Genomic DNA, 26,224 nt, shown 5'->3' with positions numbered 1-26,224 from the left:
TAAACATGTGTGCATTATGTCATGATACAGGAATTATTCGTAAAGAAACTTATCCAGGTGTAATTGAAACGAACGGTTGCAATTGTGAAGTAGTAAAGCAACAGCAAGAAGAAAATGATAAGCGTTGGGAAGCGTGGTTAATAAAATTTGAATCAATGAAACAAGATTTAGAAAGAAAAAAACAACAAAAAGCTAGTTAACAAGGGGGAGTAAGGTATGAAAAACACAGGTGTTGCAAGAAAAGTAGACGAACTAGGGCGTGTAGTAATTCCGGTAGAGTTACGCAGAACTTTGGGGATCGCTGAAGGAACGGCACTAGACTTTCATGTTGATGGGGAAAACATCGTTTTAAGAAAACATGAAAAGTCATGCTTTGTAACGGGTGAAGTTTCCGAATCAAACATGGAATTGTTGGGTGGTCGAATGTTTTTGAGCAAGGAAGGCGCAAGTGAATTACTGGACCTTCTTCAGAAGAGTGGGATGGCACATGCCTAAGCAATTAAATATTTTCGATGTAGAGCCAGCAATTTGTGAGTTCGATGTAATGAAAGCAAATGTAAAAAGGGGAACTGGACGCACTACATATGCAGATGTACGTGTCCAAGTTCCAAGAAATGCAAAGGGTACGGATGAATTACCACGCACAACTAAACAAGATGATCGTTATGACATCTTTGAACAATATACAATGGCAATTTGGAGATTTCAAAGAGCTGTAGATAAGTTTTTTAATTGGGAGACAGCTGAAGAATTGTGTAAGGCAGCAAGGGATAAAAAAGAAGCTATTCCGGTAAGGATTTATTTAGGAAGTGGCTTTAAACCTGATGTTGTCGAGTACATGCGGTAGTAAAAAGGAGATGGACATATGAAAAAAATAGAAATTGATGTTACTAGCAATAAGCTCTATGTAGTTAAGGATGGAAATGTTATAGCAGTTAATCCACCGATGAGCGGATTTGGTGAACAAGTTGCGGTTTGGGTTAACGGTAAAGTTGATCGCGTGGATACTAAGTTTACTGAAAAGATAAAATAATCATTTTTAGAAGGTAGGTTCGCTTATGAGCGTAGCAATAAATCATGAAGCGATGAAGGAATCACGTTTGAAAATATACATCGCTTTAGAAGAAGCTAACTTCATTTGGGATGAAAGGGACATTATACGGTTTCGTGAAATGTGGAAACAAGATATGAGTTTACCAGAAATGGCAAAAGCATTAAGGAGACACCAATCAGAGGTGGCACTTCTCGTAATAGATCAAGCTGATAAATATATGATTGAAAACCGTCCAATAGGATTAGGAGTTTGTTAAAGAGAGGGGAAAGCAAAATGAAAGCAATGGAAAACGGTGTATATGCAACAACTAAATTAGTTAGTGAATCAAAGGGAGGACAAGCTGTAATGAATATCAATCAAATTTGTGAATTAGATCAATATCAAGAAGCAACATTACGTACATGGAATACAAATAACGATTTCGGTGGACGTGTCTTAAATGCAGCATTAGGACTTACAGGAGAAGCTGGCGAGGTTGCTGATATCGTAAAAAAAGCTATTTTTCATGGTCATGGATTCGATCCGGCTCATTGTCCAGGTGAAGAGGACGGGAATACTCATAAATTGGCTTTAGAGTTAGGAGACATCTTGTACTACCTTTCAATTATGTCTCACGAAATGGGATATACCTTAGAAGATATTGCGCAAATGAACATTTCTAAACTAGCAAAAAGATATCCAGATGGGTTTAGCAGGGAAGCAAGTCAAAAACGTGTTGATGTGAAGTAAGACCAAATTTGAATTTTATTAAAAAACGGAGGTAATGAAAATGGAATTAATTCACGAAAGAACCTATCCAGAACAATATGATTTAGAAGGGGCAATCGAGCGTTTTTATGACAGTTTCCCCAATGCATGGGGTTCGTTGGATAATAACAAAATCGAAAGAGATAGTCATGTAGAGAATGTTTATGAAGCAACAGATGTAATGGGAAATGGTCTTAAATTAAAGGTAGAAATTTTTTTAGCAGATGATACGGATTGTGCGGATGAAGATGAAGCGTGGGTTTGCAAAGCGTATAAAGTTTCTTAACAAAAGCGTTATTTGAATACAAAACAAAAATAAGGGAGCGATAATAATGAATTTAGAAAACAGCATTAAAGACGTGATTGGCAAGAAGTTAGCAGAGGGAATGGTTGAGAAGTTAATTGAGGAACAGTTAGAAAAAGGCATTAACAATGCATTAGGAAGTTTATTTGGATCATATGGCGATTTAACAAAAGTGATTGAAGAAAAAGTGAAGTCGGTTATGGTTCCATATCTAGAAAACTATGATTACTCGAATTATATAACTAAATTAGACAGCGTAATGGTCGCTGTTCTAAAGAATTCAGCATTAGAAAACAAAAAGTTATTAAGTAATTTCCAAGAATTAATGATACCGGCAGCAGAAAAAGAAATTAAGGTAACAGACTTATTTGATAAATGGAAAGAACATGTTGAACAAAATGTAGAAACAGATGGATTAGAAGTTGATTACGATGATGAACCAACGTATGAATATGTGGATGTTAGATTTGAAGTAGTTGAGGATGATGATAGGGATTGGAGTTCCTTTAAATATGCAACATTAGTATTTGAATGTGATCATGATGAGAAAATGAACTTTGCCATTCGATTATCTAAATGGAAATCAGGAAAAGGTGAAGGATGGGACATGCAATTTGATAATGTTCCTGATTTAAAATCTTTAAGAAATTTAAACTCATTTGAACTGCTATTAATGAAAATGAATCAAGATTGTACGCAAATAATTCTTGATGAAATAGATGACAGTGATTCCATCGTACCAGAAGAAAGACCAGAGTTATCTTATTAATAATAGGCAATTGGTACTGTACTTACCTAGCGATATTAAAGAGGGGTTTAAAAAAAGTACAGTACCAATTTAATAGGGTTCTAAAACCAAACAAAATAGTTATTTTAAAACGAAAGGGAGAATGAGTGTAATGAAATGGATGTATAACCTTGATAGCGATAATGATATTTGGACAAGTGATAAATACGATACAAAAGAGGAAGCTATTCAAGCAGCCTTAGAAAATTGGACGGATAAAATGCTTGCAGATAGAGCATCAGTTGATAAGGAATTCCAAATCGGACAATTCAAAACATATGCACCATGGATAAATGCGGATGTATTGTTAGATGAATTATATGAGCGTGCTCATGATGAGTGTGGGGAAGTTGCAGAATCATGGCTTTCAAGCATACCGATGAATGAAGGTGAAAAGCTTCAAGAACAAATTAATAAAGTAGTTGTAGAATGGCTAAAAGAAATCAATGAGCATCCAAGTTTTGGGTCAATTGAAAATATCGAAACGTTAGACGCTAGCAAACTTGAATATAAAGAGAATTAAACAAAATTCTTATTTTAAAACGAAGGGGAGAATGAGAGATGTCTAATATCGAAAAAGCAAAAGAAATGTGGAAACAAGGTGCAATTGAAATAAATGCAGTTGATAAGAACGGTGAATCGTTAAAACAATATGATTCTGTAATAGCACATGATGGTTGTGAATGGAGAATCGGATGTATTACGTATAGCGCTATTGATGAAAATTTTGTGGCTCATTTTGAAGAAAGTTGGATTTCATTTGAAGACTTGAATGAAGTTGAAAAATTAAATGATGTAATTGCTCTTGAAGTGCTTGGATGGGTAAAGGTAGAAACTCATTGGGGGAAAGATGGAAAAGCGTTTCATGATATGCCAATAGAAAAATTCGATGCAATCAACTACGCGGCAATCGTCTTAGATCGTTTGGATGAAGATGACCGTGAAGTGAGGATTAAAAATGAAAATGGTAATTGGCAAGTTAACATAGATGAAAATGATTACATCGTTGAAGAAAAGTTTGGAATTGCTGTTTGTGCAGCAGCCGTAAATGCAGTTAGAGAAAATTAAGACAAAATCCTTATTTTAAAAAAAGGAGCTGTGAAATATGAAAGATGTGAAAATCGAATACATTGAAAATAAAGCCAGAATTACTGTAGATGGCAAGGAAATTGCTTTTGCTACTAATACAATCACAAAGAAAGTAGCAGAGAATTTATTAATAAATTTAGATCAAGCTGGAGCTATTAATCTAATCATTGAAAACTAAACAAAATCGTTATTTTAGAGAAAGGTGAGACGGAATGATAAAGATCAGTAAAACTGAAGAGTTTGAAGAAAAACTACGTCGGCACAATAAACGAATGGAAGAAGATGAAACATATAGAGCAGCTACAAAAATGCTTACATTTCCTGCTGGTCATAAACTTGAATTAGTGATTGAGGTAACGGATGAGTATTATAGCCATAATTTACACAACTTGCTTAGAGGGAATATAGAAGGTGCTGAATTGTTGGGATTTAAGGTAAATGAGCTTGTAATTAATCCAAAAGAAAGAGAGAAGAGTACAGTAAGGAAATTCTTAAACCAGGTAGCACAAGATTATAATTTGTAACAAAAACGCTATTTTAGTAGCAAGGAGGCGGAATAGTGGACTTAAAGGAGTACGTCGTTTATAAAGGTGAATCATTCGTGTGTATTGGAACTGTACAAGAGTGCGCTCAACATATGGGCGTACTTCCTAAAACGGTACGATACTATGCAACTCCATCATATAAGAAAAGAGCGGCTAAAAGGAAAAAGGCAAGAAACTACTTAACTGTTTCGGTACTTGAGGAAGATTAGTATAAAAATTTCATTTTGTAGAAAAAAACTAAAAAGAGCACTATCAATTAGTGCCCTTTGTAAAAATAGCGTAAGTGGCCAGCTCACGTTATAAAGAAAGGTAGAATTTAATATATTCAAAACCCACTTGAATGGTGAAAACAAAAGAGCAGCTAGCAAAAGCTAACTGCTCTCCAGAAAAGCATTAAGAAGGAAGTTCAGAACTCAAGTGTATTTATAGTATGAACAAGATTTAGAAATTTATTCAAAGGGGAATGGATATGATTGATGAATTCGAAGCGTTATTTACAAAAGTGGCTCAAGTGCAAGGTGATCAAGAGTTAACATGTAGTTGCACAGAGTGTTACTGGAATATGTATTTTCCTAATCGTTCTAATTCAAAGGAATGCGTATCAGAAAGCTTAGCAGACTTCAAAATGACACCTAATTCAACTGAATGTAAAGGATATTGGGATTATACAGAAGCGTGTGGTCATCCAAAACGATAAAAGAGCAGCTAGCAAAAGCTAACTGCTCGGCTCTCAACCAAGAAAGCTAGAGTGGGAGAAATCGACTTTTTAAAGCCTTATCTACAGTGTTAGACAATGTTTAAAATTTTATTCACTTAAAACATAAAAAGAGCAGCTAGTAAAAACTAGCCGCTAAACTCTCGGGTATGAAGGGAAATCAGAAACTGTATCTACAGTATTGACGGAATATTGAGTTTTAATCAGGGGGGGTAGAGGGAAATGAAAGTTATAGTACATTTTGTCCATGGCGGACAGAGAGAGCTGTATGTTTCTGATGAAGAATTTGAAAACGAGTTTGGACCAATTTTTAACCAAATGTATCAGAAATCAGATTGGCAAACCGGATGTATTCAGTTTCAAAACGCATTAATTCCTAATAGAGAAATTAAATTTATAGAGTTTAAGGAACCACCAGAACCACCAAAATTGCCAAAAAACCAAACAAAATAATCCTTTGAGTAGAAAGTGGGGTGAATATATGGATAAGATATATGCATTTCAAATCGCAACAACAGTGGGCTTATTAGCTATGATCATACTCAATATTATAACTGGACAAGAAGTAAGACCATCTTCAATAGTTGTAGCAGCATTTTGTTGCGTAGGAATGTTCAAATTTAATCCATTGTATAGAGAAATAGTTGAAAAGTATAGAAAGCGAGGTTAAAAGAATGGAAGGCAACGTAAAGTTATTAGGTGTAGACGGAATGTACGGAATGGAGTTTAAAGAGAATAAAGTAAGTGTTTATAACGATGAAGGATACGTAATGGAAAGCATGGCGACAAGGGAGCATGTTCAGGAAGTTATTGATTTTCTTGAAGAGTGTAAAGAACAAATGGAATAGAAAGTGAGGTTAGGAGAAATGTCTAAATTAAAGAAAAAGAAAACCAGAAAAGCTATTGCTCGACGTGCGAAATCCTTTGAAAAATATAGAGTTAAAAGCGCTTGGAGAAACATATTTGTACAAGCTGGTATTTTAAAGTGAAAAGAAACTGAATATAGTCCGGCTAGAAAACTAGAGGACACCAATTTTTAGAGCAGCAATCAAGCTGTTTTAAGAAATGGTGTCCTCTTTATTTTTGAAAGGGGATGTGGAGAATGAAGAACTTAAAAGATCAAATACGTGAATGGAAAAAGCAATCTAAGCTAGCAAAAAAGAAACATAAGAAAAAGAAAGAAGAGAAGCTAACTACTCGTGAAATTGAAGATTTAATGGGGATTCATAGACCTTGTTATGAGCGTAGACGTGGGGCTTTAAGACAAAAGTAATTTAAAAATAAAAAGGAGTGGTCTTACATGACTAAACAATTATCTTTCTTACCGAAAATTGATAGAACGGCAACGCAGAAAAAATTAGAAGGTGTTCTCGAAAATGTACGTTTATATAGACAGTTTGGAATGATGCGTGAAGAAATGAAAGTCACTCCTTCTTATGAAATTAGATATCACGGACCTACAAATGATGTAGGAAATCCATTAGAAGATGTAGCGATGGCTAATATACAACAAAGTGAACGAGAAGAGTGGATTAAGAAAACGTCATTTCGTATTGATCAGTTTCTTAGTCGCTTGGGCAATGGGCGTGCAGGAAAGGATCAAAGAAACATCATCATTAAGCGTTATTTAGAAGATGAAGATGTATGTGATTATATGGTTTATAACGAGATTGGCATGAGTGAGCGTACTTATCGACGCGTTAAGGCTAGAGTGTTTTATAAACTTGCTTTTGCTCTTAGATTAGAAGTTTACGAGACAGAAGAGACTGGAGGTAATGAATAATGAATTTTGTTCAGCCAATACGTGATCCAGAAGAAATACAGCAGCTGAAAGATTATTTTAAGGAAAAGAGCTTACGTAATTACATTCTCTTCATTATGGGAATCAATACAGGCCTAAGAATCTCGGACATTTTGAAATTGAAGGTAGGAGATGTTAAAGGTAGTCATATATCTATGAGAGAAAAGAAAACAGGGAAACAGAAACGAATACAAATTACTGCAGCACTGAAAAGAGAACTTAAATGGTTTATTGAAGAAAGAGAAGATAATGAGTACTTATTGCAAAGTAGACAAGGAAAGAATCGTCCTATTGGTCGTAGCATGGCATATAAGATATTAAGTATAGCCGCAGCAGAGTTTGGTTTAGATGAAATCGGAACACATACGCTAAGAAAGACGTACGGGTACCATATGTACATGCAAACGAAAAACATAGCATTACTCATGGAGATATTCAATCACTCGTCAGAGAAGGTCACGTTACGTTATATAGGTGTAAACCAAGATGCAATGGATAAAGCAATGACTAGGTTTAAAATCTAATCATTGCTTTTTTCTTTTTAAATCTATACAGTTACTCATAAATTTCGTACTGTGTAACTCAAAAGAGAAAGTATTATGAATTCAATAATAGCAAGGGATTCAGCAGAGGGGGCAGTTACACACAATATAAGATATGGGTAAGTCAATACTATTAAAATATTAATGTTATTTGCTAAAATTAAACAATAAGGAGGTGATATCATGAAAACGTATATTATTTATAACTTGTCTGTTAAAGGATTGGATGAAGAAATTAAATTCGATAAGGGGTATCTATATGTACATGAATCGAATTATGTTAATTGGAACATTGATATTGACGGAGCAGAACAAGTTTCAGTATTTAGAAATGCAATAAGAAATAGAGAATATCTAGAACTATCTATTTTTACTAGTAATAAGAACCATTTCAAGGGAACTGTTATGGTTAAAAACATAACTAATGACTCAATTGAATTAAAAGGATCTGGTGAATTATTAGGTTATGTAGAGAAATAAAATAAGTGGCAGAGTCGTGACCGCTTTTTGGCAGGAAAAGTGCCGGTTGTTTTGAACTCAACATGATATATTTGTATTGTGAGAAGTGGCGGAAAACACAACTCACTATGTCGTTTCTAAAATTCTAAACGGTTCATAATGACGGCACATAAAATCCGAAACCAGCAGATGGTACTGATTGAATGTTACCGTTAATAAGGAGAGCTTTTGCTCTTCTTTGAGCTAACAACATCCTAGGTAGATGGAATGAGGGAAACCTGATAAGTTTGCCGATAGTGTCTGTCGTGGTTGTTAGCTGAGAGAAGAATAAAACTTCACATACCGGAATTAAAGTGCAAATTAATAATCTATAAAAAAGCATCCATTTGGGTGCTTTTTATTTTGGAGGAGGATGAATGATGTCTATACTTTTTTCTGATAAAGATGTAAATCAAAACATTGACTTTTATGCTGGTGGTCAAGTGATTATATCTCTCAAGGTCAATGGAGATATCTATGTTAAAGGTAAGCTTGTTGAAAACGATAAAGAAGTTGTAGATGGTATGAGGGGGTTATTGGGGTTATCTAGTGGTGGTAAGTAATGCAACCTCTAACAATACAAGAGATTAATAAACTATATGAGCAAGATAATATCATTAAGTTCTATAAGCATCCTTATTGGAGAAGGAACATTAGGATTAAGGCATTAGAGAGAGACAACAACGAATGTCAAGAATGTAAGCGTAAAGGTAAGTATAGCAAAGGTAGGAACGTCCATCACATCAAAGAGTTACGTGACAGACCAGACTTAGCTTACACGTTAAGTAACCTAGAAACGCTATGCATTCAATGCCATAACAAAGAACATGGCAAAGAGAAGAACATAGTGAAGAAGCGTTGCACGATAGTAGATGAGGAGAGATGGTAAGTGTGGACAGCCTAGCAATACAAGGTAACATATATGACTTACAATTCATCGAGACATTAATGAAAGACGGAACAGATGATGAACGCGCTTTAGATATATTCAAACAGTTCCAGCGTGATATCTACACAACATACAAACAGATACGTCACATATGTAATCCAAGAGCATGTGAGAAGACTACACTTGAAACAGTAAAGAAAAGTCTACGTGAACATTGGCTAGAACATTATCTAAATATGTCATTAAAAGAAGCTCACATTGTTATTGAATATGCTGAGCTCTTCTTCGGTTTAGCTATAAAATAATTTAAAATAATTTTCCCAAGACACCCCCCGGGTAAATTTTAGAAAGTTTTTTGCTGGGGGACCAGGCAACGCGGGGGGGAGATTTCTCTTTTTATTTTTTGCTTTCCGCGCGTGAGACAGAAAAAAACGCAAAAAAATACCATCCCTTCACTTGGATGGTGAAAATTTTTGATATGTATCTGTGATCAGTATGCAGTTGCTACTGTTTCCTGCTAAGTAAAAATAAACACGACTATTTTCGTCATTTTAAGTAATGTTTTTAAAATTAATCTTCGGAAAAATCTAATGAAAAAGCGGGGTGATGATATTGTGAGCGGAAAACAAAGTAAATATAAATTAGCGTTCAAAGATTTCTTAGAAGGCGTTAAATACAAGGATATTGCGAATAAATATAGCGTATCTGTTAGCACTGTTAAATCATGGCGTAGCCGTTATTGGGAAGACATGATAAATGAAAAAGGTCTAAAAAATGTTTCAGAAAAGGTTGCAAAGCTTCAAAAGAACAGAGAAAAAACGCTTAGAAATAAAATAAGAGATGGTTTATATGAACAACTTGGCACAAACGGTATCATACACGCTCATTTTATGGATTTAGTAGAAGATTATATGTCATTTTGGGATATAAAAAACAAATTGATAGCTGATGTAAAAGAGCGCGGTGTTTCAGTTTTTGGTGCTAATGGATTTATGAAGAAAAACGATAGCATTAATGAGTTGAATAAGACTAATACGCAAATGTTAAAGATTCTTAATGAGTTGGGCCTTAAAGCGGTAAGTGAGGATGATGACGATGATACAGAAGTCTAATCTTCCTTATAAATATCACCCTTACATTAGTGAGTATATGTATAGTGTGGAAAGCGGAGCTATCCGTTCTTGTAATGAACAGAAGCAATTAATGGCCTTAGTTCGAAAAACTTTAGATGATCCAAATGTTTATGTTGATGTTCAAGCTATTGAGGATAGTGTTAATATCCCAGCTAAATATTTTCCATTCGAATTATTCGCATGGCAACGTTTTGTTAATGCTTGTGTGTTCGGCGTTCGTTATAAGGACACCAACCGTCTTGTTTGGAATCAAATATTAATACTGATGGGACGTGGTGGTGGTAAAAACGGATATGCTGGATATTTAAACTTCTATATGCTATCTAAACAGTTTGGTATAGATAGATATCACATTGAATGGATCGCGACATCTGAAGAACAAGCAAAAACTACATTCGATGACGTGAAGGAAGTAATAGAAACTCCTGCAAATAAGGTTTTAAAGAAATCATTTAGTGCTACAAAGGTACTAATTAAACATAAAACAAACAAATCTCACATGAAATTCAATACTTCTAATGCTAGAACGAAAGATGGACGACGTCCTGGATCAGTTTGGTTCGATGAAATTCATGAATATGAAGATTATAAGTCGATTAAAGTATTCCGTTCGGCTTTAGGTAAAGTTAAAGATGGACGAACTTTCTATTTAACAACGGATGGATATGTCCGTGGTGGCGTTTTGGATGATATGAAAGAGAAGGCTCGAATGATTCTAAGCGGAGAAGTTGAAAATAGTAAGGTTTTCCCGTTCATTTGTAAATTAGATTCCGAAGAAGAAGTCGAAGATATTGCAAACTGGGAAAAAGCCAATCCTTCTATTCGAGATAACAGAGAATTATTCGAAACAATGAAAGAAGAGTGGGCGGATTGTCAGACCAACATTCCAATGCATGTTGAGTTCATGACAAAAAGGATGAATATTCCTAAGCAGTTATTTCAACATAAAATCGCTACTTATGAGGATCTTCTTGCAACAGATCAACCTTTACCTGAGAATTTACACAAATATGAATGTATTGGTGGTGTGGATTACGCAGAATTACGCGACTTCTGCAGCGTCGGTTTGCTATTCAAACGACAGGGGAAGCGTTATTGGATTCACCACACTTTTATATGGCATCAGGCGTTGAAAATGCAGGATATTAATCAAGATATTATTGATATTGGTGTGGAAAAAGGACTTTTCACCATCGTCTACGATAAGGAAATCAAACCTGAACGTGTTATCAATTGGTTTTTAGAAAAAGCGAAAACATACAGTATTAAATATTTAGCAATTGATAAATTCCGTTCAGTAATTTTAAAGCCTTTATTAGAACAAGCAGGATTTAATGACCGTGTACAAGTTGTAAGGCGTGGACAGTATATTCATGCCATGTTGGACCCATTAATCCAACATCTATTCATCAATAATAATATCGTTTTCCATGATGATCCTGTTATGCGTTGGTATTGTGGGAATATTTATGTGGATGAATTAGGGAATGGCTCAAAAGAATATAAAAAAATCGACCCTGTCAAAAGAAAAACTGACGGGTTTTTTGCATTCACACACGCCCTTAATTTCGATGGTGATCTTGAAGACTATGCAGTCGATTTAAACGATATGCAAGTATGGTCATTCTAAGAAAGGGGGTGAAAAAATGGGAATTCGTAATGTTTTAAAAACCTTTTTAGGTACAAGTGATAGTGGGACGACTCCAGATGTTGATTGTAGTGTAATGACACTTAAAGCTGAAATTGCTTACAAAAAACTGTATGTTAACGCTGCTATTGATTTAATTGCTCGTAGCTTAGTAGCTTGTGACTTTGAATCTTATAGAGATGGCAAGTTAAAACGGTATTTAAACTACTATCAACTAAATGTGGCACCAAATAAGAATGAAAACGCTCATGAGTTTTGGTGTAAGGTTGTCCATCAGTTAATTTACGAAAATGAAGCGTTAATTCTGCCTATTGGAGAAGAAATGTGGGTAGCTGAATCGTTTCATCGTGAAACTGCGAATGGTTTTAATGAATACGTTTATAAAAGTGTTTCAATTAACAACGAATTATTAACTAAACCATTTAAAGAACAAGACGTTCTATATTTGAAGCTTTCTGAAGAGTCGATAAACAACGTGATTGATAGTCTATATAGTTCATATGGACTATTACTAGCTAAAGCGATGTCAGATTACAAAGGCAACGGAAGAATACGTTATCTCTTTAAAGGTAGTTTCATGTCTTCATTAACAGATAAGGAAGGCGAAGCATCTAAAGCCTTATTTGAAGAAAAAATGAAGGATTATATGAACCCTGAAAAGTTATTTTCCGTTCTTTTTCTTCCTAAAAATGTAGAGATGGAAGATCAAAGTAAAGATCCTAGAAATCTAGATACAAGAGACATTAAAAATCTTGCTAAAGACATGCTAGATTTCGTAGCAACTGCCTTCCACATTCCGCCATCTTTATTAAGTGGAATAAGTGAAGGTGGTATTTCAACTTCTGGAAACCCAACAGGAGATTTAGATAACTTCATATTATTTGCCGTTCGTCCTATCGGTGACATGATTGCAAATGAATACAATAAGAAAATGTTTACACGTGATGAATATCTGAATAAAACATACGTTAAATTCAGCATGGACAACTTCAAATTGTTCGATCTTACTAAGTTTGCTAATTCGGTTGACAAGTTATTTGCAGTCGGTGGCATGAGCATAAACGATGTATTAGAACGATTAGGAAAAGAACAAATAGAAGAAGATTGGGCTGATGAACGCTATGTCACTAAGAACTATGAGAGAGCAAGGATAAGCGGAACTATGGAAGGGGGTGAAAATGATGGAAATGGAAAAGATTCAGCCGAAGTTCCTAATGATGGAGAATCAGGAGAACAGTAAAAAAGTTGTTGCTTATATGCATGGAACTGTTGGCGCTGGTTGGTGGGGCGATATTAACGCTAAAAAGACTCGCGAAATGTTCGACAACATTGATGCTGATGAAATCGAACTACACATTCATTCTGGAGGAGGTGACGCATTTGAGGGTATAGCAATCTGCAATTACCTAAGAAGTCATAAGGCTAAAGTTACTGCTGTAGTTGATGGCCTTGCTGCTTCTGCTGCTTCTTTGATTGCAATGGGCGCTGACAAAATTATCATGCCATCAAATACAACAATGATGGTGCACCGTGCTGCAACTTATGCATACGGAAATGCTGATTCATTAGAAAAACAAGCGAAAATGTTACGAGATGTTGATTCAGCTTTAATTCAATCATACAAAAATCGTTTTAACGGCGAATTCCACGAATTAGAAGCGTTATTGGATAACGAAACTTACATGACTGCTGAAACTGCTAAATCTTATGGTTTCTGTGATGAAATTGTAGATTCAATAGATAGTGTGGACAACGAAGAACCCGTTATCGAAGAACCTGAAGAAGAAGCACCTATCGAAAACGAAGGTGACAAACGTATTCAAAACGCTGAGAAATCAGCAAACTTTATGGCTTCACTATTAAAATCTATCAAACTATAGGAGGTACTTTACAATGGGTAAAGATTTAGAAACGAAAATTGACAATAAAAAGAATTTAAGCGAGGTTTTAGCGTCGGGGACACCTGAACAAGTAGATAACGCTTTAGTACAATTCGCGCAAGGTATTCAAAACGAAATTCTACAACAAGCTTCTGTACAATCTAGTGATCAGGCTGTATTAGCTGCTCGTGGAGGTCGTGCTTTAACTAGTCAAGAAACAAAATATTACAACCAAGTAATCGCTGGTAACTCATTCGCTGGAACTGAAGCATTAGTACCACCAACTGTTATCGAACGAGTATTTGAAGACTTAGTTCAATCTCACGAATTACTATCTAAGATCAACTTTGTTAACGTAGGTGCTTTAACTGAATGGATTCTTAAAAAGGGCGATATCCAAACAGCGTTCTGGGGCAAATTATGTGCTGCTCATAAAGAACTTTTAGACGAAGGTTTCGAAACAATTAACATCAGCCAATATAAATTATCTGCATTTATGCCAGTTTGTAAGGCGATGCTTGATTTAGGGCCAACTTGGTTAGACCGTTATGTTCGCACTGTATTAGTTGAGTCTTTAAAAATTGCTTTAGAACTAGCTATCGTTCGCGGTACTGGTAAAGATCAACCTATCGGTATGATGAAAGATTTATTGACAGTTGCTAACGGCGAAAACGCTGATAAAGCTGTAACTGCTGTGTTAAAAGACCTTTCTCCTTACACACTAGGAAACATCATGGCGTTACTTACTCGTGACGGTAAACGCAATCCTGACAATGTAATGCTTATTGTAAATCCAGTTGATTACTGGGCTAAAATTTATGGTTACACTACACGTCCTAATGCGGATGGAACTTACGCTTACAATGTTCTTCCGATTCCTGGTTCAATCGTTAAATCTCACGCTGTTCCAAAAGGAAAAATGGTTGTAGGTATGGCGAAAGATTACTTCTTAGGATTAGGTGGAGCACAACGTTTAGATGTGTACGACCAAACTCGTGCTATCGAAGACGAAGATTTATACATCGCTAAAATGTACGCTAACGGTCGCGCTGATCGTAACGATTCATTCTTAGTTTATGATATTTCAGGATTAACTGATCCTAATGCGGTAAAACCACCAGCAGGAGAATAAGGAGTGATCCTTAATGGGAGAAAATCAATCGAAGGTGGCCTTAGTGTCACCTTTTGATTTGCTTGATGATGTGAAAGAAGCGCTAGCGATTACGTGGGACGAGGAAGACAATAACATCGTAAAGCTGATAGATCGTTCTGTTTACTACATCAATGATTTAGTAGGTGTTGAACTTGATCTTAAGGTTAACTTGTCCGCGCGTGAGTTAGTTATAAACCGCATCCGATACGAGTATAATAACGCTCTCGATCAATATGAATCTAACTTTTACCAACCGCTAACACGACTGATTTTACACGCTGCCTTAAAAGAGAGGGAAGTGTAATGGCAATCGAACGGCATAGAAAGACTTACAATGACGGGTTTGTAAGTGTCATGGAGAAGAAAACCATTCGAAATGCCAAAAAGAAAGTAATTGGATATGAAAATGTCGAGATTATCAAACTTAGATTTGCAGAACTTTCGTGTCGTGAAATCGATATCCAGTTAGTGAACAGTGTGGGTAAACAGTTAGATATGAAGATTGAAACGTTGTATGCTCCTATATTTAAGAAAAAAGATGTGGACAGCCTAACTCTCAAATTGCGTGGTGTTTCTTATAGCATCATTAAAGCTGATCGTTTTAAAAACAGCATGTACTTATATTTACAAAAGGTAGGTGGTCTTAATGACACTGGAACAACTGATTGAAAAGTATAATCTTAGGCTCGTAGAACATCTAGAATCGTTTTTTAACGGCGCTGAAGTGTATCAGGATGTTGTGCAAGAAGATGAAGCTAATCTATCCACAATTAATCACGTTGTGTTTGAGACTGGCGGATTTGAAAGAACAGGCGCTAAAAATTACAGCCAAGAAGTTACTGTTTATTTCTTCTCGGAAAATAGAGAAGACTTGGACATTATGCAATTAGAATTCATGGGCAGCCTTGCTAAAACTGGCCACACTTGCAATAAATCGCTCAAAGATAGGATGAAAAAGAAAGATACTGAATTCTTTGTGGACGTACTCACATTCGAATTGACGAGGAACATCAAAATTGTCTGCTAAGTTTAGCGTTGATTCGGCGCAATTTGAAGCGTATCAAAGGAACATTGAGCGATTACCAAACATTGCGGAAAAGGTCATAAATGAGAATTTACAAAAGAAAGTTTCGCCGATTTTACAAAAATCTATCCTTGGTTTAATGCCAATTTCAGATAGAAAGAAACCGCATGCCAAACTATCTAAGTCCATTCAAGGAACTTTAAAAGTAAACCTAACTTTAACCTTAAAACCTAAAGTCAAATACGCTTATCTAGTGTTTCCTGATTTGGGTGTTGGTAAAAGTAAGGGGAATGATCCTGAAAGGTTTATGGAATTAGGTGTGGACAGAGAAACAAATAAATCTGTCGAAGAGCTTAATAAGGCCTTGATAGAAGAAATTAATAAGACATTAGGAGGAAATTAAATGCCAACAACTACAATTGACGTATTTGATGCGGTCGAGATTAAGAACGCAAGTTTACTTTTTAAAAGTGAAGCAACAACAAGCCCTTTTGGCTGCATCGGTAAATTAGATGCGGAAACGGAAATTAAATCCATCGCAAAAATTTGCGGTGGTGTAACTAAAAAGAAAAAATCTAAACCAACACAATTAACAGTTAAAATTTCGGGACATATGGAATTAAAAGTTGCTCGTAAAATTTTCGGACTTAAAAACGAAGGTTTAATTGCTGACGTGTACTCGTACGGCATTGAAAGTGTGGGCGAAGACTTCTCGTTCGTCGCTGAAGAGTACGACACATTTGAAGATAATAACCGTTTAATTGCGTTCCCTAATTGCTCTGCCGCTACTGGATTTGTTAAGAGCATCGAAAACGGGGCAGACGAGTTAGCTGAATTTGAAGTAGAAATTACAGCTTTACCAGACACTTATGGTGAATTCTATTATGAAGGCATTAACTTGCCAGCTGATGTTCAAAATAAATGGTTAACTAAATTCGACCCTGCTGAATTACGTAAAACAGTTACTCTATAAAAAAAAATATAAAAAATACTATACAGGGCGCTCTAGTTAGCGCTCTTTAATTTTGTCTAAAAGGAGAGATTATTGTGTTAGAACAAATTACATTGGCGAACGGTGAAGAAGTGAAGGTAAATGCAAATTTAACAGCTTTAACGCTTTTTAAATTAGAAAAAGAGGGCGTTATTGGTAAGTCATTCCTAGGAACGTTATTAACAACTGGCGGTACTCAAAACATTGATTTATTAGATGCTTTTCGTGTTGTTTATGCATCTTATCGTCAAGCTACACCAAGTGAATACATGGGTTTTGAAGGATTCATGGAGCAATATGAAGTTAACATGAATGAAGCGTTCGAAATCTTTGGGGCTGTTTTAGGGAAACAAAAGGATAAAAACAAAATGGCGCAAGGTTTCCAGGATAAAGCGAAAAAAAAGGATTAAAACTTCCTAAATTCGAAATTGAGTGCGTCGTAGACCTATATAGTCTATACGTATTTATTTTTGAAATTTCGGAAAAAACTTTCTGGCATCTACCCTTACGTGACGTTCAAAGGATAGCTGAGAATAAGAGTGCTTACGAAGGTTGGAAAGCTTGCCTTCAAGAGAAGGGGAGTGAAAAATAGTGGCTGGACCTTCAAAAGAAACAGTAATAAAGTTTAAGGCTGACACCGCCGAATATAAAAATAAGATAGAGCAAATGAATACGTCTAATAAAGCGTTAAAGCAAGATTTAAAACTATTGCAGACGGAAATGAAGTTAACTGGAACAAATACGGAGAAATTAGCAACTTCATTATCTAGTTTGGAAAAACAATATGAACTAGCCAAAAAGAAGACTAAAGAAACTGCCGACCAACTCGAACGCACAAAAAAAGTGTGGGGAGAAAATTCTATAGAAACACAAAAGGCAGTTGCTGAATTACAACGTGCACAAATTGCCGAAGCCGAACTTTCTAATAAAATAAAAACAACTACCGAATCATTAAAACAAGCTAAACAAGCTGAAGTGGAACGGAATAGTGAATCTGCAAAATCGAAACAAAAGTTAAATGAATTACAACGCGCTGAATCTCTATTAGTAACAGAAACTAATAAATTGAAATCAGCTTTAGAAGAGGAACGTGTCGCGTTAGGTGATAGCATTTCTGAATCTGAAAAGTTAGGCGTGAAACAAAGGCATTTACAACAACAACTAGAAATGAGTGCGCGATCAGTTAAGAATCTCGAACAACAATTAGATACTGCAAAAAGTGCATATGGTTCGAATTCAGCAGAAGTTAACAAATTAGAAACAAAGTTAAATGAAGCTAGAACTGCTGAAATGCATTTAAAAAATGAAGTTGAACAAACTAATTCATCTTTAAAAGAACAAGCGAATGTAGCCGAAAAGACCGCTAATAAACTTAAAGAAGTCGGAAATTCAACTAAAGAGATCGGCGAAAAGTTATCTTCCACTGTTACACCTGCAATCGCTGGTGTTATGGGCGTAACAGGTAAGTGGGCTAGTGATTTCGACACTTCTGCGAAACAAATTCAAGCATCATTAGGCTTAACCGCTAAAGGTGCGGAGAATGTGGGTAAAGTAGCCGAGGATGTATTTTTACACGGCTGGGGCGAAAATTTACGAGAAGTAGATAACGCCGTAATGAAAGTATGGCAAAACATGAAAGATGTTCCGCTCGAGGAATTACAAAACGTTACTGAAGGTGTTATGGCATTATCTAAAACTTTTGATGTAGATTTAAGTGAAACAACTCGAGGCGCATCCGCATTAATGACGCAATATGGAATGGATGGATCAAAAGCGCTTGATGATATCACGGCCGGACTGCAAGTCGGTCTTGATAAATCAGGAGAGTTCACAGATAACTTAGCCGAGTACGTTCCATTATTCAAACAAGCTGGCTTTACTTCTAACGAAATGTTTAACATTCTAAAAAACGGATTGGACGCCGGCGCTTACAACTTAGATTATGTAAACGATCTAGTTAAAGAATTCGGGATCACTGTTCAAGAAGATTCTAAAACTGTATCTGATTCATTTGGCGGACTCTCAAAAGAAACACAAGGGTTATGGGAACAATTCAAAGCTGGGAAGAAACCTGCTGCTGATGTTTTTAGAGCTGTAATTGGCGAATTAAAAGGTATGGACAATCAAGTTAAAGCCACGCAGATTGGCGTAGGTCTATTTGGCACAAAATTTGAAGATCTTGGAAATCAAGGTGTTTATAGTCTTTTAGATGTTAATAATGAATTTGAAAATACAAAAGGTGCAATGGCTGAAGTAGTAAAAATTCAAGAAGAAGCGTTTGGACAAAGAGCAAAAGCGCTTTACCGTGAATTACAAAAGGCTTTAGAACCTTTAGGTAAAGTATTTCTAGAATTAGCAGAACAAGTAATGCCTATCATTGTTGATTCTGTAAAAGGTTTAGCAGATGCATTCAATAGTTTATCTCCGGAAACCCAAAAGGTAATAGGGGTAATAATGGCAGTCGTAGCCGTGTTAGGTCCGTTGCTCTTAATACTCGGTCCGATTATATCCGCTATAGGGTCGATAATAGGTGTTGTAATGACTGTCGTCGGCTGGATAACTACTTTCGGAACAGCTATCGGAACATTAGTAACAACAATTGCGGCATTCGTAGGAGCTCCAGTAGCTGCTGTAGTTGCGGCAATCGTCGGAATTATTGCAATTGTAGTCGCTGTAATCGCTATATTCAAAAACTGGGGTGCAATAACTGACTGGTTAAAAGAAACATGGGAAACATTCACAAATTGGTTTAGTGGAATTTGGGAAGAATTAAGTAACGCTGTAAGTGTAGAATGGGAAAAGTTAAACGATGAATGGAAAGAATTTTGGTTAAGATTTAATGAAGCTGCTGGCGAAATATGGGGACAGATAAAACAAGCGTGGAATGATTTTTGGATTCAGTTTGGTGAGATAGCAAAAACACTGTGGACAGGAATAAGCGACTGGTTCTCTGGAATTTGGGTTTCGTTTACTCAAGTTTGTTCTGATGCTTGGGAAGGCGTAAAATCTGGTTTCTCTGCATTCTGGGAAGGCTTGAAAGAAATTGCGCAAATAGCGTGGGATATTTTATTTCAAATAATAACATTCCCATTACAACTATTGTTAACTGCTTTCATTTTAGGATGGGAATTAATAAAAGAACCGGTAACACAATTCTGGGAATGGATTAAACCTTATATCGTTGATGCATGGAATGCTATATCTTCTACTTTTACAGAATATAGAGATATGTTAGTTAATACTATCACAGAATTGTGGAATACAATCACAAGTGCAACTAGTACAGCGTGGAATTGGATTACTAATATAATCCGCGAAGCGTGGCAATGGATAACTAATACTGTAAATGCGTTTTTGGATCCTATCAAACTTGAAATAAAGCAAGGATGGGACTATGTATCAAATATAACATCTCAAGCGTGGAACGCGGTTTCGACGTTTATTTCTGATGTCTGGAATGGAATTGTTGGACATATTAACGAAAAGATAAATAAGGCGAAAGATACCGTTACAAGTGGTTGGGATTCTACTAAAAAAACAACCTCCAACAAATGGAATGAAATAACTTCTATCATTTCGAGAGTTTGGAATACGATAACTTCGAATATTAGTAATGCAGTAAATGAAGTGAAAAATAGAATCGGAGGCGCATGGAATGTAGTTTATTCTATAACGTCAGGTATTTGGAATAATATCGTATCTAATGTAACTGGCGCTTGGGATACTATGAGTTCTGGTGTATCAGGAGTATTTAATTATATTTCTAGTGTAGTTCGTAGTAATTGGAATTATATTTCAGATATCCTTCAAGGCGTTTACAAACCGATTAATAGTGTGATTGATTTCTTTTATGGTCTTTGGAATTCAATTATTAAAGTAATGAACGGTATTATTGATACAGTTTCAAGAGCGTGGAATAAAGCTGGTGGCATTTTAAACAAATTAAATCCATTTGCTAGTTCGGCAAGCATAACTGTTGAGGGTCGAAGTGCGTCACCTGCATTTTCTTCTTCTAATTCAGTAGCTCCTGCAATGGCTTTTGCTGCTCCTATGAGTTTAGCCAGAAGTATTGCACCTTTAAAAGCTCAAACGTTTTCTGGCGGCATTCTAGGAGACGCTATAGGTAAAATAAGCAAAACGATGAGCGGTGGCGGAATGCTTTCTAATTTGCCTGATTTAGCAGGAAATGCATTAGCAAGTTCCGCTGGCGTTAAAGTAATTCAATCACAACCACAAGAAATTAAAAACGAAGTTACATTCCATACAACGATCAAAAATGAAAGAGATTTAGACAGAATGTTTGAAAAAGCTGACGATTGGTTTACAAAGAAAGGACAAATGTTAAATATAGGTAAAGGGAGGACGTAACGTGTTTGACGTTCGAATCAATGAAATGTTAGGGCGTGACTATCATCTATGTATGGTAGAGCGTCCTAACATACCAACAGCAAAAGAGAAGATAGAATTCATTGAAGTTCCAGGAAGAGAAAACGGATCATTAACAAAGAAGAATGGTTATGAAGACGTTACTTTTAAGATAAATTTTAATCTATTAGAAGATGAAAATATTAAACCTTTATTAAGGCGTATAAAAGCATGGCTACTTAGTGCAAAGACTCTTTCTTTCACAGATGACAACGTGTTTAGAAGGATAAAAAAAGTGGAGATAGACGATATAAACAATGAGATTGAAGAATATGGACAGTTTGAAGTAACTTTTATAGCTGACCCATTTGAATACGCTATCCTACAACCATTGGAAATAACTGCAACAACTACTCTTGTAAACTATGGTACAAAACATTCATTACCTAAAATAACGATTTATGGTAGTGGATCAATTACCGTTACGATAAATGATGTTTCATTCTTAATTAAAAATGTAAATAGTTCAGTAGTAATTGATTCTGAATTAAAAGAAGCATATTCGAACACTACACCGATGAATAGTAATATGGTCGGTAATTTCCCCACATTCTCTGAAGGTGAAAACACAATAAAATGGACTGGAACTGTTACGAAGGTGCAAATTGATCCGAGGTGGCGTTACTTATGATTACACTATATAAACCAACTGAAACAGATTTTACTCACAATGGTATAGGTATTTTAGATGATAATATTTACGATGCAGTTATCGAAGAAGAATTAAATGGTTTATATGTTTTAAGTTTTAAATATCCGTTATTCGCTCCACATGGATTAGAAATAGGTGGTCAATGTTTAATCAAAGCGCCAACACCTGACGGTGATCAATTGTTTCGTGTAGCAAGGCCGGCGCCTTCTATGGGTGAATTGAATGTATTTTGTTATCATGTTTTTTATGATTTGGTTGATAACTTAATTGAAGATACATTTATTCAAGAAAAGGGTGGACAAGCAGCATTACAACAAATGAAAGAACGTATGCAATATAGCACTAATTTTAATTTCATTAGCGATATAAGTACAATTGCTAGTTCTCGTTTAGTTGGAAAAAATCCAGTCGAAGCAATACTTGATAACAGTCAGGACAATTCTTTTCTTAGTCGTTGGGGTGGGGAATTAAAAAGGGATAATTTCACCGTCCACATGCTAAGAGATCGTGGCAGAGATCGTGGCGTCGTCATTCAACATAAGAAGGATTTATTGGGTTATGAATCAGATGTTGATTGGACAAATGTTATTACTCGGATGATGCCAAAAGGATTTGACGGTCTATTATTACCAGAAAAGTATGTGGAAAGCTATAACGCCAGTAAATACATTAAACCTAAAATTAGAGTTGTTGAATTCGATCATATAAAAGCAGCTGTTGGCGATTATGCTGACGACGAAGACGCAGTTCCGTTACCACAAGCATATGAAATGTTACGCGATGCCGCTAAAAAAATGTACGATGAACAATTTGTTGATTTTCCTAAGGCGACATACAAGGTAGAATTCCAAGAATTATCGCAAACGGAAGAATATAAAGATTTGGCGGTATTGCAGCGTGTATATATGGGAGATACAGTAACAGTTATACATGAAGAAGACGGTTTTGAAATTGAAGCTAAAGTTAATTCATATAAATATGATCCTATCAATGAGGAATATATTGAATTGACATTAGGTAATTATAAAGAGTCCTTCGCTGATATAACAGGTAGAGTTGACAATATAGAAAACAACGTTAATAACATGGAAAGTTCTATTTTAGAACAAGCACGAGAGAATGCTACGAATTTAATCAATAGCGGTTTCGGCGGCCATGTTCGTATATATCCAGAAAGAATTTTGATTATGGATACAGCTGATGAAAGAACCGCTAAAAAAGTGTGGCAATGGAATATCAATGGATTTGGTTATTCCTCCACAGGGATTAATGGTCCATATAACACAGCGATAACAATGGACGGTCGTATCGTCGCAGACTTCATTACAACAGGAACGTTAAACGGTAACTTAGTACGAGGTGGCGAGATTGTCGGTTCTACAATAAGAACTGACGGCGGTGCTAACTATGTACACATCCAAAAACAATTCATACGCTTGATGGAATCGAACTTAACACGAATGTATTTTGGTTACTACTGGAATAAAGATGGCAGAATGCAACCAACAATTTTGCTTCATGAGAATGTCAATACCAGTAAATTTACTGACGGAACACTAGCAATTGCACAGCAAAATCTTGGAACATATTACACTGGTAGCATAGGGATAGCTAAAGGGGAAACCTCTCCAGGTGATACGTATTATCCAAGTAAACTAAATCTTAATTCAAACGGAAATACCCTTCTTTTTGGAGACAATATGACAACAGTTGAAGGTACAAACGGGATTGATGTTCGTTCATCTAAACAAGTCAGCACTTTTGCAAATCTTATCCGTTTAGATGCTTCTGGTAGTGTGGACATTTTATCCGGAGATCGTTTATTTATAAGGGGAACAAACGGAATAACATTCAATACTAACGGGACGGTGGCGTTTAATACTCAAGTGAGTACACAAGGAGTAAACATAGCTGGTGGTGGTCCAGACGCTTTAGGAACTATCAAATATATGAATGGAAGTAAGGGATGGGGCGCTTATCTTCATATAGGAACAAGCGGATGGGCATTTATTAACATTTCAATTTAGGAGGTCATCATGGCATATCAATATTTAGGTGTTACAGTAACAATTAATGAAGACGGTTCGGTAAAAGTGCCATTAGATAAATTAGCCGATATTGGCGTGAAACCTGGTGATGTAGTTGAGATTTTCTCAGATCATGACCAGGTTTATTTGCGTAAAACAGATACATTTTGTGATATGTGTAAGAAGAATGCTCATTTGCATAAATTAGGCACTTTAAATGTGTGCTCTGATTGTTTAGCTAATTTGCAACAACAAGCAGTACAAGCAGCTAAATACTAATTAATAAGGATTGATGACATGAAAACCAAATTAATTCTAGACGTTAATAAAACACAACACGCTCAACTCAATTCTATCGTCACTGGAAGGGTAGGTGATAAAGCTAGTAATACTGTTGATGTATATGTTGTTGACGGTTTTATTCCGTATAATTTAACTGGAAGTGACGTATATTTCGAATGCGCTAAACCTGACAATACTTCCGTTAGAGATAAGAACGGAATCACTATGATAGATGCAGCGAAAGGTCATTTCGAATATACATTCCCAGCTCAAACTTTTGCATCCGTGGGAAAATCTAAACAAGCATATTTCACTGTGGAGAAGAATTCAACTGTAAAAGCTACGACTCAAGACTTTATTATCGTTTCGTTGCCAGATGCATTGACTAACAGAATTCCATCTAAAACTTATATTTCTCAATTAGATGGGTTAATTAAACAGTTAGAACAAATGCAATTAGATGTGTTGAATAGTGAAGCGTATAAAGAAGCTCATAACGCAAAGGAATTCGCTGAACAAGCTAAATTAATTTCTGAAAGTGTACAAGAACAGTTGAATCAAATCGTTATAGAGGGTGATTCTTCAGTTGAAGCAGCTCAAGCCAGGGTAGATTTGAAAAATCAAGTTTTCCCAACATTAAAAGAACGAATTGACGCAGAACAAAATAAAATTTTTGATTTGTTTGATAAAGGTAACTTTGTAAGTGTAAAAGAATACAAAAACTTAAAAGTAGCAATTTCAAATGGTTATGATTGGTATCCCGCTATCAATAAAGCGGTATCCGATGCGAAAATTACAAACAAACAAATCGTAATACATGCTGACGAAGATATGTATCTTACATCACCAATTAAGCCTGCGGCAAACACAAAGATTGTGGGGTTTGGTAAATATAATTCGGTACTAAAACCCGTTGGCAAAACTGCAATTGATTTAAGTGACAATAACGCTAAAATCGGAGTGGAGATATCATCCTTAGCGATTTCTGGTGATAAATCATTAGGTCAAATCGGCATCGATGCTAATTATCTAGTTAACGGAAGTGCAATAAGAGATCTTAGGATTGAAAATGTAGATATTGGAATGCGAATAAAAAAATGTTGGTATGCATCTTTTTCCGACATATTTATTCGTGGGTGTAATTCTTATGGTTTGCATCTTGTTAGTCCTTCAGCAGCTGAGCAAGTAAATGCTATTTCATTTAAATCTTTATTTATACAAAGCTGTAAAAATAATGTATTTTTAGAAGGTTCTAATGTAGCAGCTTCTGTTAAGTTTGATTCATGTACTTTTGAACAAAGTATAAAAACTGCTGTTGTAAGTAATGGATTCTCGCCTATAAAATTCGATAATTGTTACTTCGAAGGTAATTATCAAGACGGTTCAACTACAGATATGCTATCATTTGATACACCGATAGATGTTAAAGTTACAGGGACACAAGTGCGGAATTTAGTTAAATTTGATTCGTGTTATTTTGCTAGGAAAAATGATTTTCTAACAAGCGCGCAAAAAACTAGTATATATATTGGCGATTATATAAAATCGCAATTCGATAATTGTCAATTTGTATGCAATACATCGAATTACATTGACGTTAACATCTATACAACAACGCTATCACCACCAGCTATTATGAACAATATATCTGAAGATGGTTATGCAAAAAAAATGTATAGTGGAGTACAGAAAAATATTGCTATTGCGTTTGATGCAGATAATAACTTGAAATTCACGTCTGCACTTTCGCTTGCTTCTGTTGTGAATAAAAAAGGAAATTATTATCTGCAATTCACCCCAAAAGCAACAGTAATATCATCTGTGGCTCCAGTTTTCAAATTGTATAATACAATTTCGAATACACAATTAGGAAGTGATATAGTAATGACTAAATCATTCGTAGCAAATACACCAATCGAGTTGAACTTAGGGTATGTAAACACTGATGTGGTATCCGTTGTCGATATAAGACAATCAATATCAAGTGATGTGGATGTGTTAGGAAGTACGATTTTGTATTATAAAGATCCACAGTAAT

General features: G+C 35.6%; 41 protein-coding genes. All 41 read left to right on the top strand.

Annotated features, from left to right (window positions below; genetic code table 11):
• Positions 1–5 precede the first annotated feature (5 nt).
• The 41 genes from MKY70_RS22105 (at position 6) to MKY70_RS21905 (ending at position 26,223) form a co-directional block, all read left to right on the top strand.
• Complete coding sequence (locus MKY70_RS22105) at positions 6–200, top strand: hypothetical protein (RefSeq protein WP_341074599.1); 195 nt, start codon at positions 6–8, stop codon at positions 198–200.
• A 16-nt stretch (positions 201–216) separates the two neighbouring features.
• Positions 217–495: an AbrB/MazE/SpoVT family DNA-binding domain-containing protein gene (locus MKY70_RS22100; protein WP_341074598.1), complete on the top strand. Its 279-nt coding sequence runs from the start codon at positions 217–219 to the stop codon at positions 493–495.
• A complete protein-coding gene (locus tag MKY70_RS22095; RefSeq protein ID WP_341074596.1) occupies positions 488–847 on the top strand; it encodes a cell division protein SepF in 360 nt (119 codons plus the stop codon). Before MKY70_RS22100 ends, MKY70_RS22095 begins: the two co-directional genes overlap by 8 nt.
• A gap of 18 nt (positions 848–865) precedes the next feature.
• Positions 866–1,033, top strand: coding sequence for a DUF3954 domain-containing protein (locus tag MKY70_RS22090; RefSeq protein ID WP_264539059.1), 168 nt, complete (start codon positions 866–868; stop codon positions 1,031–1,033).
• A gap of 25 nt (positions 1,034–1,058) precedes the next feature.
• The gene (locus MKY70_RS22085) at positions 1,059–1,310 is read left to right on the top strand and encodes a hypothetical protein (protein WP_060748919.1); all 252 of its coding nucleotides are present in this window, start codon (positions 1,059–1,061) and stop codon (positions 1,308–1,310) included.
• Positions 1,311–1,327: 17 nt separating this feature from the next.
• Positions 1,328–1,783, top strand: coding sequence for a nucleoside triphosphate pyrophosphohydrolase family protein (locus MKY70_RS22080; protein ID WP_341074592.1), 456 nt, complete (start codon positions 1,328–1,330; stop codon positions 1,781–1,783).
• A 40-nt stretch (positions 1,784–1,823) separates the two neighbouring features.
• A complete protein-coding gene (locus MKY70_RS22075) occupies positions 1,824–2,087 on the top strand; it encodes a hypothetical protein (protein WP_445662175.1) in 264 nt (87 codons plus the stop codon).
• Between the two features lie 46 nt (positions 2,088–2,133).
• Positions 2,134–2,874: a hypothetical protein gene (locus tag MKY70_RS22070; RefSeq protein WP_341074589.1), complete on the top strand. Its 741-nt coding sequence runs from the start codon at positions 2,134–2,136 to the stop codon at positions 2,872–2,874.
• Between the two features lie 130 nt (positions 2,875–3,004).
• Positions 3,005–3,415 carry a hypothetical protein gene (locus MKY70_RS22065; RefSeq protein WP_341074588.1) on the top strand — a complete coding sequence of 137 codons (411 nt, stop codon included), beginning with the start codon at positions 3,005–3,007 and terminating at the stop codon, positions 3,413–3,415.
• Positions 3,416–3,453: 38 nt separating this feature from the next.
• Positions 3,454–3,960 (top strand): BC1872 family protein, encoded by a 507-nt coding sequence (locus MKY70_RS22060; protein WP_341074587.1) that lies wholly within the window; start codon positions 3,454–3,456, stop codon positions 3,958–3,960.
• A gap of 37 nt (positions 3,961–3,997) precedes the next feature.
• Positions 3,998–4,159, top strand: a complete 162-nt coding sequence (locus MKY70_RS22055; protein WP_341074586.1) for a hypothetical protein — start codon at positions 3,998–4,000, stop codon at positions 4,157–4,159.
• Positions 4,160–4,193: 34 nt separating this feature from the next.
• Positions 4,194–4,505 (top strand): hypothetical protein, encoded by a 312-nt coding sequence (locus MKY70_RS22050; RefSeq protein ID WP_201054048.1) that lies wholly within the window; start codon positions 4,194–4,196, stop codon positions 4,503–4,505.
• Positions 4,506–4,540: 35 nt separating this feature from the next.
• Positions 4,541–4,735: a hypothetical protein gene (locus MKY70_RS22045; protein WP_341022827.1), complete on the top strand. Its 195-nt coding sequence runs from the start codon at positions 4,541–4,543 to the stop codon at positions 4,733–4,735.
• Positions 4,736–4,995: 260 nt separating this feature from the next.
• Positions 4,996–5,223 carry a hypothetical protein gene (locus MKY70_RS22040; RefSeq protein ID WP_097994727.1) on the top strand — a complete coding sequence of 76 codons (228 nt, stop codon included), beginning with the start codon at positions 4,996–4,998 and terminating at the stop codon, positions 5,221–5,223.
• A 240-nt stretch (positions 5,224–5,463) separates the two neighbouring features.
• The gene (locus MKY70_RS22035) at positions 5,464–5,694 is read left to right on the top strand and encodes a hypothetical protein (protein WP_341074584.1); all 231 of its coding nucleotides are present in this window, start codon (positions 5,464–5,466) and stop codon (positions 5,692–5,694) included.
• 28 nt (positions 5,695–5,722) lie between these two features.
• Positions 5,723–5,911: a hypothetical protein gene (locus MKY70_RS22030; RefSeq protein ID WP_341074583.1), complete on the top strand. Its 189-nt coding sequence runs from the start codon at positions 5,723–5,725 to the stop codon at positions 5,909–5,911.
• A gap of 4 nt (positions 5,912–5,915) precedes the next feature.
• Positions 5,916–6,089, top strand: a complete 174-nt coding sequence (locus MKY70_RS22025) for a hypothetical protein (protein ID WP_341074582.1) — start codon at positions 5,916–5,918, stop codon at positions 6,087–6,089.
• An 18-nt stretch (positions 6,090–6,107) separates the two neighbouring features.
• Positions 6,108–6,230 carry a DUF3983 domain-containing protein gene (locus MKY70_RS22020; protein ID WP_002138060.1) on the top strand — a complete coding sequence of 41 codons (123 nt, stop codon included), beginning with the start codon at positions 6,108–6,110 and terminating at the stop codon, positions 6,228–6,230.
• A gap of 113 nt (positions 6,231–6,343) precedes the next feature.
• The gene (locus tag MKY70_RS22015) at positions 6,344–6,514 is read left to right on the top strand and encodes a hypothetical protein (protein WP_341074581.1); all 171 of its coding nucleotides are present in this window, start codon (positions 6,344–6,346) and stop codon (positions 6,512–6,514) included.
• A 27-nt stretch (positions 6,515–6,541) separates the two neighbouring features.
• Entirely contained in the window at positions 6,542–7,024 is a 483-nt protein-coding gene (locus tag MKY70_RS22010) for an ArpU family phage packaging/lysis transcriptional regulator (protein WP_078204473.1), read from the top strand.
• Positions 7,024–7,566 carry a site-specific integrase gene (locus tag MKY70_RS22005; RefSeq protein ID WP_002010102.1) on the top strand — a complete coding sequence of 181 codons (543 nt, stop codon included), beginning with the start codon at positions 7,024–7,026 and terminating at the stop codon, positions 7,564–7,566. Before MKY70_RS22010 ends, MKY70_RS22005 begins: the two co-directional genes overlap by 1 nt.
• A gap of 201 nt (positions 7,567–7,767) precedes the next feature.
• Positions 7,768–8,064 (top strand): hypothetical protein, encoded by a 297-nt coding sequence (locus MKY70_RS22000; RefSeq protein ID WP_316281669.1) that lies wholly within the window; start codon positions 7,768–7,770, stop codon positions 8,062–8,064.
• Positions 8,065–8,462: 398 nt separating this feature from the next.
• Positions 8,463–8,645 carry a hypothetical protein gene (locus MKY70_RS21995; protein WP_341022846.1) on the top strand — a complete coding sequence of 61 codons (183 nt, stop codon included), beginning with the start codon at positions 8,463–8,465 and terminating at the stop codon, positions 8,643–8,645.
• Positions 8,645–8,971 (top strand): HNH endonuclease, encoded by a 327-nt coding sequence (locus tag MKY70_RS21990; RefSeq protein ID WP_270722786.1) that lies wholly within the window; start codon positions 8,645–8,647, stop codon positions 8,969–8,971. Before MKY70_RS21995 ends, MKY70_RS21990 begins: the two co-directional genes overlap by 1 nt.
• Positions 8,972–9,030: 59 nt before the next feature.
• Positions 9,031–9,276, top strand: a complete 246-nt coding sequence (locus tag MKY70_RS21985) for a hypothetical protein (protein WP_341026351.1) — start codon at positions 9,031–9,033, stop codon at positions 9,274–9,276.
• 309 nt (positions 9,277–9,585) lie between these two features.
• Positions 9,586–10,083 (top strand): P27 family phage terminase small subunit, encoded by a 498-nt coding sequence (locus MKY70_RS21980; protein ID WP_341074578.1) that lies wholly within the window; start codon positions 9,586–9,588, stop codon positions 10,081–10,083.
• On the top strand, positions 10,058–11,734 hold the full coding sequence (locus MKY70_RS21975) for a terminase TerL endonuclease subunit (RefSeq protein WP_341074577.1): 1,677 nt from the start codon (positions 10,058–10,060) through the stop codon (positions 11,732–11,734). Before MKY70_RS21980 ends, MKY70_RS21975 begins: the two co-directional genes overlap by 26 nt.
• Before the next feature lie 16 nt (positions 11,735–11,750).
• A complete protein-coding gene (locus tag MKY70_RS21970) occupies positions 11,751–12,992 on the top strand; it encodes a phage portal protein (RefSeq protein WP_341074576.1) in 1,242 nt (413 codons plus the stop codon).
• Entirely contained in the window at positions 12,934–13,632 is a 699-nt protein-coding gene (locus MKY70_RS21965) for a head maturation protease, ClpP-related (RefSeq protein ID WP_341074575.1), read from the top strand. Before MKY70_RS21970 ends, MKY70_RS21965 begins: the two co-directional genes overlap by 59 nt.
• A 13-nt stretch (positions 13,633–13,645) precedes the next feature.
• Complete coding sequence (locus MKY70_RS21960) at positions 13,646–14,764, top strand: phage major capsid protein (protein WP_341074574.1); 1,119 nt, start codon at positions 13,646–13,648, stop codon at positions 14,762–14,764.
• Positions 14,765–14,777: 13 nt separating this feature from the next.
• A complete protein-coding gene (locus MKY70_RS21955) occupies positions 14,778–15,089 on the top strand; it encodes a hypothetical protein (protein WP_341074573.1) in 312 nt (103 codons plus the stop codon).
• Positions 15,089–15,454 carry a phage head-tail adapter protein gene (locus MKY70_RS21950; RefSeq protein ID WP_341074572.1) on the top strand — a complete coding sequence of 122 codons (366 nt, stop codon included), beginning with the start codon at positions 15,089–15,091 and terminating at the stop codon, positions 15,452–15,454. Before MKY70_RS21955 ends, MKY70_RS21950 begins: the two co-directional genes overlap by 1 nt.
• Positions 15,432–15,812, top strand: coding sequence for a hypothetical protein (locus tag MKY70_RS21945; RefSeq protein WP_341074571.1), 381 nt, complete (start codon positions 15,432–15,434; stop codon positions 15,810–15,812). The genes MKY70_RS21950 and MKY70_RS21945 overlap by 23 nt, the downstream gene beginning before the upstream one ends.
• Positions 15,802–16,212, top strand: coding sequence for a hypothetical protein (locus MKY70_RS21940; protein ID WP_341022875.1), 411 nt, complete (start codon positions 15,802–15,804; stop codon positions 16,210–16,212). Before MKY70_RS21945 ends, MKY70_RS21940 begins: the two co-directional genes overlap by 11 nt.
• Positions 16,213–16,782, top strand: coding sequence for a phage tail protein (locus tag MKY70_RS21935; protein ID WP_341027039.1), 570 nt, complete (start codon positions 16,213–16,215; stop codon positions 16,780–16,782).
• A 74-nt stretch (positions 16,783–16,856) separates the two neighbouring features.
• A complete protein-coding gene (locus MKY70_RS21930) occupies positions 16,857–17,210 on the top strand; it encodes a hypothetical protein (RefSeq protein ID WP_341027035.1) in 354 nt (117 codons plus the stop codon).
• 181 nt (positions 17,211–17,391) lie between these two features.
• The gene (locus tag MKY70_RS21925) at positions 17,392–21,168 is read left to right on the top strand and encodes a phage tail tape measure protein (protein WP_341074570.1); all 3,777 of its coding nucleotides are present in this window, start codon (positions 17,392–17,394) and stop codon (positions 21,166–21,168) included.
• Position 21,169: 1 nt separating this feature from the next.
• The gene (locus MKY70_RS21920; RefSeq protein WP_341074569.1) at positions 21,170–21,856 is read left to right on the top strand and encodes a phage tail protein; all 687 of its coding nucleotides are present in this window, start codon (positions 21,170–21,172) and stop codon (positions 21,854–21,856) included.
• Entirely contained in the window at positions 21,853–23,904 is a 2,052-nt protein-coding gene (locus MKY70_RS21915; RefSeq protein ID WP_341022891.1) for a phage tail spike protein, read from the top strand. The genes MKY70_RS21920 and MKY70_RS21915 overlap by 4 nt, the downstream gene beginning before the upstream one ends.
• Positions 23,905–23,913: 9 nt before the next feature.
• A complete protein-coding gene (locus tag MKY70_RS21910) occupies positions 23,914–24,183 on the top strand; it encodes a transcriptional regulator (RefSeq protein WP_341022894.1) in 270 nt (89 codons plus the stop codon).
• 18 nt (positions 24,184–24,201) lie between these two features.
• Positions 24,202–26,223, top strand: coding sequence for a BppU family phage baseplate upper protein (locus MKY70_RS21905; RefSeq protein WP_341074567.1), 2,022 nt, complete (start codon positions 24,202–24,204; stop codon positions 26,221–26,223).
• The last annotated feature ends 1 nt before the right edge of the window (position 26,224 follow it).

Origin of the sequence: Bacillus sp. FSL R9-9492 (assembly GCF_038007365.1) — a bacterium.
Taxonomy (GTDB): domain Bacteria; phylum Bacillota; class Bacilli; order Bacillales; family Bacillaceae_G; genus Bacillus_A; species Bacillus_A mycoides.
The sequence above is the reverse complement of the archived record's forward strand: the minus strand, read 5'-3'. Positions and strand labels throughout refer to the sequence as shown.